Source organism: Bradyrhizobium sp. I1.14.4 (genome assembly GCF_050435825.1).
Taxonomy (GTDB): domain Bacteria; phylum Pseudomonadota; class Alphaproteobacteria; order Rhizobiales; family Xanthobacteraceae; genus Bradyrhizobium.
In genome coordinates, this window is the sequence record NZ_JBNDLA010000002.1 from 640,261 (window position 1) to 654,422 (window position 14,162).

Genomic DNA, 14,162 nt, shown 5'->3' on the forward strand with positions numbered 1-14,162 from the left:
TAACCCTCAGCGGAACAAGGCGTAACAATTGCCGACGGGGAGTTGCGAAGCGTCCCGACCTTAAGGGAAGCCGGCGGCGCACGTGCAAAACTTATGAAGAAACGCAATTTGGTTCTGACGGTCGCTGTCCTCGGCATTGCGGCCGGGGCGGCCTACATGACCCGCTCCTCGTGGATGGGCGGCAGTGCTGCCACCGCGCAGGGGACCTCGCGGCCGCGCGTGGTGGCAGTGGATCTCGCCAAGGCCGAACGCAAATCGGTGCCGGTCGATGTCGATGCGATCGGAACCGTCACGCCGATCTCCAGCGTGGCGCTGAAGTCGCGGCTGGAGACGACCATCGTCTCGGTGCATTTCGAGGACGGCGCCAAGGTCAATGACGGCGACCTGCTGTTCATGCTCGACGCACGGCAGATCGACGCCCAGATCGAGCAGGCCGAGGGCATCCTGGCGCGCGACCAGGCTCAGCTCGAGGGCGCACAGCGCGACCTCCGCCGCTACACTGAGCTCGTAGGCAAGGGCGCGACCACCCAGGTCAATCTCGACAACGCCAGGACCCAGTCCGATGTCCTGATCGGCACCATCAAGGCCGACCAGTTCGCGCTGGAAAATCTCCGCGTCCAGAAGAGCTACACCGTTATCCGCGCACCGTTCGCGGGGCGGATCAGCGCCGCCAACGTCAAGGTCGGGAACTTCGTCCGTCCCGCCGACACCCAGCCACTCGCCGTCATCAACCAGATGGCGCCGGTCTATGTCACCTTCGCGATTCCGCAGCGTGCGCTGGTCGATCTGCGCGACGCCATGGCGAAGGGCGATTCAAAGGTGATAGCGACCATTCCCGGCCACCAGCGTTCCGAAAGCGGCAAAGTCGCGATGGTCGAGAACGCTGTCGATGCGACAACCGGCATGGTCACCGTGCGCGGCATCATGAACAATGAGAGCGAAACGCTGTGGCCCGGCACCATCGTGCAGACCAAGCTGATCATCCGCAGCGAGGATGCCGTGGTGGTGCCCACGGTCGCGGTCCAGCGCAGCCAGAACGGCAATTTCGTTTTCGTGGTCAGGGACGGCGTCGCCAAGGTCCAACCCGTCAAGGTCGATCGTACCCTTCAGGGCAGCTCGGTGATATCTGACGGATTGGCGGGTGATGAAAGCGTCGTCGTTGACGGCCAACTGCTGCTCTCGGAAGGATCGCGGGTCGAATTGCGGGCGCGCAAGGCCGGAGCCTGACCGATGACGCTGTCCGAGCTCTGCATCCGCCGCCCGGTCATGACGACGCTGATCACGGCGTCGATCATCGCATTCGGCGTGTTCGGCTTCCGCCTGCTGCCGGTCTCCGCGCTGCCCAAGGTGGATTTCCCGACCATCGCGGTTACCGCGACCCTGCCGGGCGCCAGCGCCGACACCATGGCGGCCTCGGTCGCCGGCATCATCGAGCGCCAGCTCTCGACCATTGCCGGCATCTCCTCGATGTCCTCGAACTCCTCGCAGGGCGCCAGCGTCATCACCATCCAGTTCGACCTCAACCGCAACATCGATGCCGCCGCGCTCGACGTGCAGACGGCGCTCACGATCGCCCAGCGCCGGCTGCCGATCGAGATGACGATCCCGCCGAGCTTCCGGAAGGTGAACCCGGCGGATTTCCCGGTGCTGTTCGTCTCGCTGGGGTCGGCGACGCTGCCGCTGTCGGCGGTCAATGAATATGGCGACATCACGATCGGGCAGGCGCTGTCGCAGCTGCCGGGCGTCGCCCAGGTGCTGATCTACGGTGCGCAGAAGTTTGCGATCCGCGTCCAAGCCGATCCGGAAGCCGCAGCCGCCCGCGGCGTCTCGATGGAGGATATCCGCGCCGCGGTGTCGCGCGCCAATTCCTCGACTCCGGTCGGCACGCTCAACGGGCCCAAGCAGGACGTCGCGCTGCAGGCCTCCGGCCAGATGGACAAGGCGGCCGACTACCGCCAGATCTACGTCGCTTGGCGCAACGGCTCGCCGGTCCGGCTCGATGAGATCGCCAAGGTCTATGACAGCGTCGAGAACGACAAGATCGCGACCTGGATGAACGACGAGCGGGCGATCGTGCTCGCGATCCAGAAGCAGCCCGACGCCAACACCGTGGCGGTGGTCGACGCCGTGCTGGCCAAGCTGCCGTCGCTGCGCGCCGCGATCCCGCCCTCGGTAACCATGCAGGTCATGATGGACCGTTCGGTGTCGGTCCGGCAGGCGGTCAGCGACGTCGAGGAGACCCTGCTGATCGCGATCGCCCTGGTGATCCTCGTGATCTTCCTGTTCCTGCGCTCGGCGTCCGCGACCTTTATCCCGGCGCTCGCAGTGCCGATCTCGTTGTTCGGCACCTGCGCGGCGATGTACGCGCTCGACTACTCAATCAACAACATGACGCTGCTGGCGCTGACGCTCTCGGTCGGCTTCGTGGTCGACGACGCCATCGTCATGCTGGAGAACATCGTCCGCCATATCGAGCACGGCATGAAGCCGTTCGAGGCGGCGCTGAAGGGCGCCCGCGAGATCGGCTTTACCATCATCTCGATCACCTTCTCGCTGATCGCCGTGTTCATCCCGGTGCTGCTGATGGGCGGTATCGTCGGCCGCGTGTTCCGCGAATTCGCGGTGACGATCTCGGTTGCGATCATCGTCTCCGGCTTCGTCTCGCTGACGCTGACACCGATGCTGTGCGCCCGCGTACTCCGCGCGCATGATGCGACCAAGCGGCCGAACATCGTGCTGCGCGCGTTCGAGGCGATGTTCGAAGCCTGGCTGCGCGCCTATGAATGGGCGCTGGACTGGGTGCTGGCCAAGAAGGCCCTGATGCTGGTGGTGACGCTCGCGACGCTCGGCGGCACCATCTACCTCTACATGATCGTGCCGAAGGGCTTCTTCCCGCAGGAGGATACCGGCTTCCTGATCGGCGTGACGGAGGCTGCGACCGATACCTCGTTCGAGGCGATGAAGGTGCGCCAGCAGGCGCTGGTCGAGGTGATGCGGACCGACCCGTCGGTCGATTACATCAACTCCACGGTCGGCTCCGGCGGTCCCAATCCGACCACCAATTACGGCCGGCTGTTCATCGCGCTGAAGCCACAGAAGACCCGCGACAACGCCACCGTCGTGATCGGCCGCCTCCGCCAGAAGGCGCGCGAGATCCCGGGCATGCAGGCGTTCTTCCAGAGCGTGCAGAACCTGAACATCGGCGGCCGCATCTCCAAGAGCCAGTATCAGTATGTGATGCAGAGCGGCGACACCGAGTCGCTGTACCGGCGGGCGCCCGAGATGCGGGACAAGATCGAGAAGATCCCGGGCCTGCTCGACGTGACCACCGACCTCTACATCAAGAATCCGCAGATGACGGTCGACATCGACCGCGAGAAGGCGGCGGTCTACGGCGTCACGGTCGACCAGGTTCGCAACCAGCTCTACAACGCTTACGGCGCGCGACAGGTCGGCACCATCTACATGCCCTCCAACGACTACCAGATCATCCTGGAGGTGCAGCCGCAGTTCCGCGTCGATCCGTCGGACCTGTCGAAGCTCTACATGAAGACCGCGAACGGTCAGACCATTCCGCTGGATGCAGTGGCGCGGCTGGTGCCGACGGTTGGACCGCTGCAGATCAACCACCAGGGCCAGCAGCCGGCGGTGACGATCTCGTTCAATCTCGCGCCCGGCACCTCGCTCGGCCATGCGGTCGACAGGATCACCGAGCTCGAGCAGAACGCGAACCTGCCGCCGACGATCGCGACCGGATTCTCCGGCACTGCGCAGGTGTTCCAGGATTCGCTGCGCGGACAGGGCGTCCTGATCCTCGCCGCAGTGTTCGCGGCCTTTGTAATCCTCGGCATCCTCTACGAGAGCTTCATCCATCCGATCACCATCATCTCGGGCCTGCCTTCGGCCGGCATCGGCGCGATCCTGACGCTGATGATGTTCCGCATGGAGCTTTCGGTGATTGCGATGATCGGCATCGTGATGCTGGTCGGCATCGTCAAGAAGAACGCCATCATGATGGTCGACTTCGCACTCGAGCGCCGCCGCGTCGGCCTGAGCGCCGAGCACGCGATCCGCGAGGCGGCGCTGCTGCGCTTCCGCCCGATCATGATGACGACGTTCGCTGCGATCTTCGGCACGCTGCCGATCGCGCTTGGCGCGGGTGCCGGCGCCGAACTGCGTCAGCCACTCGGCGTCGCCGTGGTCGGCGGCCTCTGCGTATCGCAATTGCTGACGCTGTTCATCACGCCGGTGATCTACATCTATCTCGACCGCATCGACCGCAGGCTACGGCGCAAGCTCGATCCGCAGGCAGAGGCGGATGGCGACGTCGCGCGGCCGCAGGTGGTCGCGGCCGAATAGCGCGGCGTCTCCGGCGAACCGGTCACCGGTTCGCGTCGGGAAACCGCGTGAGAGCGTGGGGCGTTAGATCGAGAAGCTGGTGCCGCAGCCGCAGGAGGCGGTGGCGTTCGGATTGACAACGCGGAACGAGGCGCCGATCAGGTCGTCGACGAAGTCGACTTCCGAGCCCGCGAGGAACGGGACCGAGGCGGGATCGATCAGCACCACGGCGCTGTCGCGCTCGATCACGAGGTCGTCATCCGCCTGGGTGCGTTCGACATCGAATTTGTACTGGAAACCGGAGCAGCCGCCGCCCTCGACCGAAATGCGCAGCTTGGCGCCGTCGCCTTCCTTGCTGAGGATCTGCCCGATACGGCGGGCGGCCCGTTCGCTGACAGTGATGGCAGCAGTCATGGTCGGTCTCCGAAACCCAATTTGAGCGCGATCTGAACGGATCAGGCTCGGCGTCATGCCCAATTCATTTGGTCGGCCGCCTCAGACATAGTTAAGTGCGTCGGACCATGGAATCAAATGGATAAGGACTAAAATACTGTGTCGGTCGGAATGGCTGCCCCCCGCGCGCCTTATGCCTGCGACCCAGATCGCAGCCGCGGCCGCTTGGTCGCCGAGCCGCCGAGCCGGACCCGCAGCCCGTTCCGGCGCGACTGCGACCGGGTGATCCATTCCACCGCGTTCCGCCGCCTCAAGCACAAGACCCAAGTCTTCGTCTTCCATGAGGGCGATCACTACCGCACCAGGCTGACCCATTCACTGGAGGTCGCGCAGATCGCCCGCGCGCTGGCCCGCCAGCTGGGCGTCGACGAGGATCTGACCGAGACGCTGGCGCTCGCGCACGACCTCGGCCACCCGCCGTTCGGCCATGCTGGAGAGCGGGCGCTCGACGAATGCCTCAAGGATGATGGCGGCTTCGACCACAATGCCCAGGCGCTGCGGGTCGTCACATCGCTGGAGCATCGCTATCCCGAGTTCGGCGGGTTGAACCTGACCTGGGAATCGCTCGAGGGAATCGTCAAGCACAACGGCCCGCTGACCGAGCGCAACGGCGCGCCGGCCGAGCGCTACCTGGAAAGCGGCATTCCGGTCGGGATCGCCGACTACAACAAGACCTACGACCTCGAGCTGTGGAGCTATGCCTCACTCGAGGCGCAGATCGCGGCCTTCGCCGACGACATCGCCTATGACGCCCATGACATCGACGACGGCCTGCGCGCCGGCCTGTTTGCGGTCGACGACCTCAAGGAGATGCCGCTGACCGCCGAGATCATTGCCGAGATCGACCGCCGGTACCCCGGGCTCGACGAGGTCCGGCGCGGCGCCGAGCTGGTGCGTGAGCTGATCTCACATTTCATCAGCGCAGTCTTCAACGAGGCAACCCGGCGCCTCGCGGCCGCCCAGCCGCAATCGGCCCAGGATGTGCGCCACCACAATGCGCCGCTGATCGCGTTTCCGCCCGAGGTCGCCGAGCAGGAGGCTGCGATCAAGGCATTCCTGTTCCGGCGGATGTACCGCCACCGGCGGGTGATGCTTGTCATGCGGGAGGCGGAGCAGGTGGTCCGCGATCTCTTTGAGCGCTACCGGCAATCGCCCGGCGACCTGCCGGCGGAATGGATCGAGGGGAGTGTGCAGGAGACCGGGAGCGCGCGGAACAGGAGGATCGGCAATTTCATCGCCGGCATGACCGACCGTTTCGCCCTGATCGAGCATCAAAGGCTTTTTGACTCGACCCCGGATTTGCGTTAGCGCCCTGCCATGGCCGACACCACTGCTACACCACACCTTTTTGCCGACATGCTGACGCGCGTGCACGCGATCTGTGCCGCTGTCGCAGCCGAGGACAACTGGCCCGCGGGTATCGACCTGTCCCGCGTCGTGGTCGAGCCGCCGCGCGATGCCAGCCATGGCGACATGGCGACCAATGCGGCGATGGTGCTCGCCAAGGATGCCAAGGCCAAGCCGCGCGAACTCGCCGACAAGATCGCCGAGCGGCTGCGCGCCGACGTGCTGGTGGCCTCCGTCGATGTTGCCGGGCCCGGCTTCATCAACCTGACCTTGAAGCCGCAGGTCTGGGCCGATGCGCTGCGCGCCGTGCTGGCCGCCGGCTCGGCTTACGGGCGCAGCGACATCGGCAAGGCCGAGAAGGTCAATGTCGAATACGTCTCGGCCAACCCGACCGGGCCGATGCATGTCGGCCATTGCCGCGGCGCCGTGTTCGGCGACGCGCTGTGCAGCCTGCTGCAATTCGCGGGCTTCGATGTCTGCCGCGAATATTACATCAACGACGCCGGCGCGCAGGTCGACGTGCTCGCGCGCTCGGCGTTCCTGCGCTACCGCGAGGCGCTGGGTCAGGACGTCGGGGCGATTCCGGAAGGGCTCTATCCCGGCGATTACCTCGTGCCGGTCGGCGCAGCGCTCGCCAAGGAGTATGGCGAGAAGCTGCTCGACATGAAGGAAGCCGAGTGGCTGCCGATCGTGCGCGACAAGGCGATCGCCATGATGATGCAGATGATCAAGGGCGATCTTGCCGCGCTCAACATCCATCACGACGTGTTCTTCTCCGAGCGCTCGCTGATTACATCAGGTAACAACAAGGTCGCCGAGACCATCGGCTTCCTGCGCGCCAAGGGTGACATCTACGAGGGTCGCCTGCCGCCGCCGAAGGGCAAGCCGGTCGAGGATTACGAAGACCGCGAGCAGTCGCTGTTCCGCGCTACCGCCTACGGCGACGACGTCGATCGTCCGCTAATCAAGTCGGACGGGTCGTACACCTACTTCGCGTCCGACATTGCCAACCACCGAAACAAGTTCGAGCGCGGTTTCACCAATCTGATCGATGTGTTCGGTGCCGATCACGGCGGCTACATCAAGCGGATGCAGGCGGCCGTGAAGGCTGTGACGGCGGGCAAGGCTGTGCTCGACGTCAAAATCGTCCAGCTCGTCAAGCTGCTGCGCCACGGCGAGCCGGTGAAGATGTCGAAGCGCTCCGGCGAGTTCGTCACGCTGCGCGAGGTCGTCGACGAGGTCGGCTCCGACGCCGTGCGTTTCATGATGCTGTTTCGCAAGAATGACGCGGTGCTCGATTTCGACCTCGCCAAGGTGATCGAGCAGTCAAAGGACAACGCCGTCTTCTACGTCCAGTACGGCCACGCCCGTGGCCATTCGATCTTCCGCAATGCGCGGGAGGAGGCGGTTCCCGATCTGCCCGAGACCGACGCCGCCCGGCTGGCCTATTTGCGCAACGCTGCGGTGGAACGACTGGCCGACCCGGCTGAACTCGGCCTGCTCAGGCAGCTTGCGCTCTATCCACGAATGATCGAAGCTGCGGCGGTTGCACATGAGCCGCACCGAATCGCCTTTTATCTGTATGATTTGGCCAGTGAATTTCATGCGCTTTGGACCAAGGGGCGCGATTTGCCCTATTTACGCTTCATTATCAATAATGATGCAGAAATCACGAGGGCGCGACTGGCAATGGTTCAGGGCGTCGTCTCGGTTCTGGCATCGGGCTTAGCTGTTCTAGGCGTCCATGCTCCAACCGAGATGCGGTAGGCAGGGGCATTAGGCCCTCACGAGTGGGGATTTGTGAGGGCATCTGGCAGGGGCCAACTCGTTCGGACCGGCTGTGCCGGCGATCTTGGCGCTGTCCCGAAGGGGATGCATCATCACGATGGCTGATCGATATCAGGACCGACATTTTTCCGCCGATACGGCCCCCAAGGCCGAGAGCGACCCGCTTGCCGAACTGGCCCGTTTGATCGGCCAGACGGATCCGTTCGGCTCCGCCACCAAGCCGCCGCCGCGTCCGCTGCAGTCGCGCGCCAATGTGCGGCCGCAACAGCATGAGCCGCAGGCCGAAGACGACGATGCGCCGGCTGCTGGCCCGCCGCCCTGGATGCAGCGCGCGCGGCAGGAGGCAGTCGTTCCGCCGCCCGTGCAGCACACCGAATACGAAGAGCCCGAGCCGGACTACCAGCCGAGCCCGGTGCATCCGTTGCACCGTTACGCGACCCAGCAAGCACAGCCAGCGCCGGAGCCGGCCGCCACCTACCGGCCGGTCGAGCCTCCGCGACAGCCCGAGACCTTTGACGACGAGCCGCACTACGGCGGTCAGAGCCAGGACGATCCGTCGCGCTATGACGACGCGCTGTATGGCCAATTGGAAGCCGGCGAACAGGACCTGCAGCGCGAGCCGGCTTACCCGGACGATCCCTATGCCTATGAGGCCGATGAGGAGGAACCGGAACCGCGCCGGCGGAGCAGTGGCCTGATGACGGTTGCTGCGGTCGTGGCGCTTGCGGTGGTCGGCACCGGCGGTGCGCTCGCGTATCGCAACTATGTCGGCTCGCCGCGCGCCGGTGAGCCGCCGATCATCAAGGCTGACAACACGCCGACCAAGGTGATCCCGGCCCAGGCCGATGCGCCGGCCAAGACGCCGGACCGCATGGCGACGGGGGACGGCACGGAGAAGATCGTGTCGCGCGAAGAGACTCCGGTCGACGTCAATTCGAAGACGGCCGGACCGCGCGTGGTGTTTCCGCCGCTGAACGCGAACGCGAATCCGCCGCCGGCCGCCAGCGTGCAGACGGCGCAGCCTGCGCCAGCGCCGATCACCGCGAACGGGACCTTGTCGAACAACGAGCCACGCAAGGTCCGCACCCTCTCGGTCAAGGGCGATACGCCTGATGGCGCGCAGGCTGCGGCCGCCGCGCCGGCCAAGCCTCCAGCTGCTGCAAAGCCGCCGATTTCGCGCGGCAACCTGGCGGCGGCCAATGCCAGCGTTAACGCACCGCTTTCGCTGGCCCCGGGTCAGACCGAGGCGGCTCCGGCCGCGCCCCCGACCCGGGTGGCGTCGACCTCGACGGCCTCGGTTGGTGGCGGTGGATATCTGGTGCAGGTGTCGTCGCAGAAGAACGAGTCTGACGCGCAGGCGTCGTATCGGACGCTTCAGGGCAAATATCGCAACGTGCTCGGTTCGCAGCCCTTGGTGGTGAAACGCGTCGATCTCGGCGAGAAGGGCGTCTATTACCGCGCCTTCGCGGGCCCGTTCGCGTCGTCGGAAGAAGCGAACCAAGTGTGCCGGAGCCTGATGTCCGCTGGTGGGCCGCAGTGCCTCATCCAAAGAAATTAAAGGCCGTTTCCTTGACCCATGAGCTGCATACGGCCTAATCGGCCGAATGACCAACCGCGCATTCATCACCGGCGTATCCGGGCTGATCCTCAATGACGCTGAACGCGAATTCATTCGCGCCGAGCGGCCGTGGGGCTTCATCCTGTTCAAGCGCAACATCGAGAGTCCTGCCCAAGTGACGACTCTTGTTGGGGAACTCAGGTCCGCGGTCGGCATGGCCGATGCCCCGGTCCTGATCGACCAGGAGGGTGGTCGGGTGCAGCGGCTCGGCCCGCCGCATTGGCCGGTTTATCCGCCTGGAGCGACCTTCAGTGCGCTTTACGACATCGACCCGAAGCTCGGCCTTGCGGCAGCCCGGCTCAGCTCACGGCTGATTGCGGCCGATTTGATCGACCTCGGGATCACCGTCGATTGCCTGCCTTTGGCCGACATTCCGGTGGCAGGCGCAGATGCAGTGATCGGCAACCGGGCCTATGGAACCGAACCCGACAAGGTCGCGACGATCGCGCGCGCGGTTACCGAGGGGCTGGAACAGGGCGGTGTGCTGCCGGTTCTCAAGCATATTCCCGGCCATGGCCGGGCCACGGCGGACAGCCATTTCCGGCTTCCGACGGTCGATACCGTCAGAGCCGAGCTGGAACGGACCGATTTTGCCGCGTTCCAGCCGCTTGCGGACCTGCCAATGGCCATGACTGCACATGTTGTGTTTAGCGCGCTGGACCCCGTCCATCCAGCGACGACTTCTGCGACAATCATCGAACAGGTGATTCGCGGCCTGATCGGGTTTCAGGGTTTGTTGATGAGTGATGACGTGTCGATGAATGCGCTGGCCGGATCGATTGCCGAGCGGACCCGCGCCATCGTCACCGCCGGTTGCGACATGGTCCTGCACTGCAACGGCGATATCGACGAGATGCGCGGGGTTGCGCGGGAGACGCCGGAACTGAGCGGCAAGGCACTTGAGCGCGCCAAGGCGGCGCTCGCCGCTCGGAAGCAGCCCCAGCCGCTGGACCGGCAGGCGGCGCGGGCTGAACTGGACGCGTTGTTGGATCGGGTAGGGACGGCATGACCGCTGAAATTCTATCGTTTGAGACCGGGCGGCCGGCCGACCTCGCCGAGGGCGAACCGGCGCTGGTGGTCGACGTCGAGGGCTATGAAGGCCCGCTCGACCTGCTGTTGACGCTGGCACGGCAGCAGAAGGTCGACCTGTCGAAAATCTCGATCCTCGCGCTCGCCGATCAATATCTTTCGTTCATCGAGGCGGCGCGCAAGATCCGCCTCGAACTCGCGGCCGACTATCTGGTGATGGCGGCCTGGCTTGCCTACCTGAAGTCGCGGCTCTTGCTGCCGGAACCGCCGAGCGCGGAGGGGCCGAGCGCCGAGGAAATGGCGACCGCGCTCGCCAACCGGCTGCGCCGTCTGGAGGCGATCCGCGAAGCGGCGAACCGGCTGATGAACCGACCGCAGTTCCAGCGCGATATCTTTCCGCGCGGCAATCCGGAATCGATCGCCGAGATCAAGCACCCGAAGTTCACCGCGACCCTGTACGACCTGCTGTCGGCCTATGCCACGCAGCGCCAGTCGCGCGTGCTGACCACGGTTCATCTGCAGAAGCGTACCGTGTGGTCGCTCGCCGAAGCGCGCGCCTCGCTGGAGCGGCTGGTCGGCATCGCCGAGGACTGGAGCTGCCTCGACGAGTATCTGCTGAATTATGTCGCCGATCCCACGCAGCGGGCGACGGTGTTCGCATCGAGCTTCGCTGCGGCCCTCGAGCTGGTTCGCGAGGGCGAGATGGAAATCAACCAAAAGCAGGCGTTCGCGCCGATCTATTTCCGAAAGCGTCAAGCGCAAGCCGCGATGGCAGCGCCGGACCTGTCGGTTGAGTAAGTGGAAGAAGGAGAGCAAGCCCATGGCAAGCTTGGCGGAAGTGCGCAGAGAAGAGCCCGAGGAGGAGGTTTCTCCTATGGATCCGGTGGCGCGTCCTGAGGAATTGCGGCTCCTGGAAGCCCTGTTGTTTGCATCGGCCGAGCCGATCGATCAGGCGACGCTTGCGAAGCGGATGCCCGACGGCGTCGATATCAAGGCGGCGCTTGCGCAGTTGCAGGCGGAATACGCGCCGCGCGGCGTCAATCTGGTTCGGGTCGCCAACAAGTGGACGTTCCGCACCGCCGGCGATCTGTCGTGGTTGATGACGCGCGAGAGCACCGAGACCCGGAAGCTGTCGCGTGCAGCGATCGAGGTGCTCGCGATCGTCGCCTATCACCAGCCGGTGACCCGCGCCGAGATCGAAGAGATTCGCGGCGTGGTCACGTCGAAGGGCACGATCGATGTGCTGCTCGAGACCGGCTGGATCCGCCCGCGCGGCCGCCGCAAGACGCCGGGCCGTCCGCTGACCTTCGGAACCACCGACGGGTTCCTGTCGCAGTTCAGCCTGGAAGCACTTGGCGACCTGCCGGGACTGGAGGAGCTGAAGGGCACGGGTCTGCTCGACTCGCGTCTGCCGACCGGCTTTAGCGTTCCGTCGCCGTCGGATGACGCGACACTGCGGGAAGACGAGGAGCCGCTCCAGCCCGGCGATACGCTGGAACTGCTGCTGGCGCCGGCCGCCGAGCCGGAGGCTGAGGAACCGAAGACCGAGGGCGAAGTGGTTGCCGAGGTTGAAACCACAGCCGCGGCTGAAACCGAAGTCGAAGCGGAAGGTGCCGCCGAAGTGGATGCGGCCGACGTTGGTGAGCCGGACGAGCGCGCCGACGACGCGGGTGATGACGACGGCGCCGAGGACAGGGGCGAATAGCCCCAAATATTCCCGGTTAAGCCTAGCAATATTACGTAGCCGCGACAGCGATTTGCCGCGGCCGAGGTCCTTGTTTTTGACACCCCGCGGGCCTACCTTCCGGCAAAGTTCAGGCCGGTCCGCCGGCCATTTCTGGAGGGTTGCAGGATGGGTTCGCTGAGCATTTGGCACTGGATCGTCGTGATCGCAGTGGTCCTGCTGCTGTTCGGACGCGGCAAGATTTCCGACCTGATGGGTGACGTTGCCCAGGGCATCAAGGCCTTCAAGAAGGGCATGCAGGACGACGACAAGGTTGCAGAGAAGACCGAGCCCACCAAGTCGATCGATCACAATGCGACGCCGTCGGCCGCGCGCCAGGACGTCGGCAGCAAGGCCGTCTAACGCGCTTGTACTGTCGCACATTTCGACGTTTTTCTTTGCGCGAAACGGTGACGCCGTCGCAGAGACGCGCTATGGACGCCGATTGAGAAAAGGCGCCGGCAGCCCCAAATCCTGTCAGGGCCGATGGCGGCGCGCTTAGGCGGAAGAATTCATGTTCGACATCGGGTGGAGTGAACTGGTCGTCATCGCGGTCGTCGCGCTGATCGCCATCGGCCCGAAAGAACTTCCGGGCGTGCTGCGCATGGTCGGGCAATGGATGGGCAAGGCCCGCAAGATGGCCTCCGAATTCCAGGGCCAGTTCCAGGAAGCGATGCGCGAGGCCGAGATGGCCGACCTCAAGAAGAGCTTTGACGAGGTCAGGGAAGCCGCGACCGGCATCACCAGCGGCAATGTCATGACCTCGCTGCAGAAGGACGTCAGCGACGCCCTGCAGATCGACAAGCCGGTCGACGCGCAGGTCGCCTCCGCGATTGACGAACCAGTGACGTCAAGCGACGCACCGGCCGCGCCCACGACGCCGGCCGCGCCGACGCCGGAGACGTTCGTCGAGGCCGAGACGCACGCTGCCACCAGCGAGCCGCTCGCGATCACCAGTGAGGTGAAGCCCGAGCCGGCGCCACCGCAGGACGTGAAGCCGGCGGAGCCCGAAGTGCTGAAGGACGCGAGGGCGTCATGAGTGCCGAAGATATCGAGGCCTCCAAAGCCCCCTTGATGGATCATCTGATCGAGCTGCGCTCGCGGCTGATCAAGGCGCTGCTCGGCTTCGGCGTGGCCTTCATCATCTGCTTCTTCTTCGCCAAGCAGATCTACAACGTGCTGGTCTGGCCGTTCGTGCTGGTGGCGGGGCCTGAGAATTCGAAATTCATCTACACGCAGCTGCTGGAATATTTCATCACCCAGTTGAAGCTCGCGATGTTCGGCGCCGCCTTCATCTCGTTCCCGATCGTCGCCGGACAGGTCTACATGTTCGTGGCGCCCGGCCTCTACAGGCACGAGCGCAACGCCTTCCTGCCGTATCTGATCGCCACTCCGGTATTCTTCGTGATGGGCGCGATGTTGGTCTATTTCGTCGTGCTGCCAATGCTGGTGCGGTTCTCGCTTGGCATGCAGCAGGCCGGCAGCGCAGAGACCGCGCAGATCCAGCTGCTGCCCAAGGTCGGCGAATATCTTTCGCTGATGATGTCGCTGATCTTCGCCTTCGGCATCGCATTCCAGCTGCCGGTGATCCTGACGCTGCTCGGCCGCATCGGCATCGTCACCTCGAAGATGCTGAAGGAGAAGCGGCGCTACTTCATCGTGATCGCCTTCATCATCGCCGCCGTGCTGACGCCGCCGGACGTGCTGAGCCAGGCCTCGCTCGCGATCCCGCTGCTCGCGCTCTATGAGGGCGCCATCATCGCAGTCCGGATCGTGGAGAAGAAGGCCGCGACCACGGCGACCTCGTCCAGCGTCCCGCCGGCGGCCAATCCGGCCGAGTAGGGTGATTTGGTCACATACCCGGCC

The 14,162-nt window shown here is 64.9% G+C and carries 11 protein-coding genes and 1 pseudogene; 11 read left to right on the forward strand and 1 reads right to left on the reverse strand.

What is annotated here, in order from left to right:
* Positions 1 to 93: 93 nt before the first annotated feature.
* Positions 94 to 1,227: an efflux RND transporter periplasmic adaptor subunit gene (locus ABIB78_RS06845; protein WP_429022882.1), complete on the forward strand. Its 1,134-nt coding sequence runs from the start codon at positions 94 to 96 to the stop codon at positions 1,225 to 1,227.
* A gap of 3 nt (positions 1,228 to 1,230) precedes the next feature.
* A complete protein-coding gene (locus ABIB78_RS06850; protein WP_429022885.1) occupies positions 1,231 to 4,359 on the forward strand; it encodes an efflux RND transporter permease subunit in 3,129 nt (1,042 codons plus the stop codon).
* A gap of 63 nt (positions 4,360 to 4,422) precedes the next feature.
* On the opposite strand, the gene erpA is transcribed toward ABIB78_RS06850, so the two are convergent.
* On the reverse strand, positions 4,423 to 4,752 hold the full coding sequence (gene erpA, locus ABIB78_RS06855; RefSeq protein WP_021081206.1) for an iron-sulfur cluster insertion protein ErpA: 330 nt from the start codon (positions 4,750 to 4,752) through the stop codon (positions 4,423 to 4,425).
* A 138-nt stretch (positions 4,753 to 4,890) separates the two neighbouring features.
* On the opposite strand from erpA, the gene ABIB78_RS06860 reads away from it, so the two are divergent.
* The 9 genes and pseudogenes from ABIB78_RS06860 (at position 4,891) to tatC (ending at position 14,138) form a co-directional block, all read left to right on the forward strand.
* Entirely contained in the window at positions 4,891 to 6,099 is a 1,209-nt protein-coding gene (locus tag ABIB78_RS06860; RefSeq protein ID WP_429022888.1) for a deoxyguanosinetriphosphate triphosphohydrolase, read from the forward strand.
* A gap of 9 nt (positions 6,100 to 6,108) precedes the next feature.
* On the forward strand, positions 6,109 to 7,905 hold the full coding sequence (argS, locus tag ABIB78_RS06865; protein ID WP_429022890.1) for an arginine--tRNA ligase: 1,797 nt from the start codon (positions 6,109 to 6,111) through the stop codon (positions 7,903 to 7,905).
* Positions 7,906 to 8,023: 118 nt separating this feature from the next.
* Positions 8,024 to 9,484 carry an SPOR domain-containing protein gene (locus tag ABIB78_RS06870; RefSeq protein ID WP_429022893.1) on the forward strand — a complete coding sequence of 487 codons (1,461 nt, stop codon included), beginning with the start codon at positions 8,024 to 8,026 and terminating at the stop codon, positions 9,482 to 9,484.
* Positions 9,485 to 9,530: 46 nt separating this feature from the next.
* Positions 9,531 to 10,553: a beta-N-acetylhexosaminidase gene (nagZ, locus tag ABIB78_RS06875; protein ID WP_429022895.1), complete on the forward strand. Its 1,023-nt coding sequence runs from the start codon at positions 9,531 to 9,533 to the stop codon at positions 10,551 to 10,553.
* Positions 10,550 to 11,371 (forward strand): segregation and condensation protein A, encoded by an 822-nt coding sequence (locus ABIB78_RS06880; RefSeq protein WP_429022898.1) that lies wholly within the window; start codon positions 10,550 to 10,552, stop codon positions 11,369 to 11,371. The genes nagZ and ABIB78_RS06880 overlap by 4 nt, the downstream gene beginning before the upstream one ends.
* A 22-nt stretch (positions 11,372 to 11,393) precedes the next feature.
* Positions 11,394 to 12,168: pseudogene (scpB, locus tag ABIB78_RS06885) on the forward strand (SMC-Scp complex subunit ScpB); the annotation flags it as partial.
* 257 nt (positions 12,169 to 12,425) lie between these two features.
* A complete protein-coding gene (locus ABIB78_RS06890) occupies positions 12,426 to 12,659 on the forward strand; it encodes a twin-arginine translocase TatA/TatE family subunit (protein WP_244065649.1) in 234 nt (77 codons plus the stop codon).
* A 151-nt stretch (positions 12,660 to 12,810) separates the two neighbouring features.
* The gene (gene tatB, locus ABIB78_RS06895; RefSeq protein WP_429022901.1) at positions 12,811 to 13,335 is read left to right on the forward strand and encodes a Sec-independent protein translocase protein TatB; all 525 of its coding nucleotides are present in this window, start codon (positions 12,811 to 12,813) and stop codon (positions 13,333 to 13,335) included.
* The gene (gene tatC, locus ABIB78_RS06900) at positions 13,332 to 14,138 is read left to right on the forward strand and encodes a twin-arginine translocase subunit TatC (protein ID WP_429022904.1); all 807 of its coding nucleotides are present in this window, start codon (positions 13,332 to 13,334) and stop codon (positions 14,136 to 14,138) included. The genes tatB and tatC overlap by 4 nt, the downstream gene beginning before the upstream one ends.
* Positions 14,139 to 14,162: the final 24 nt, after the last annotated feature.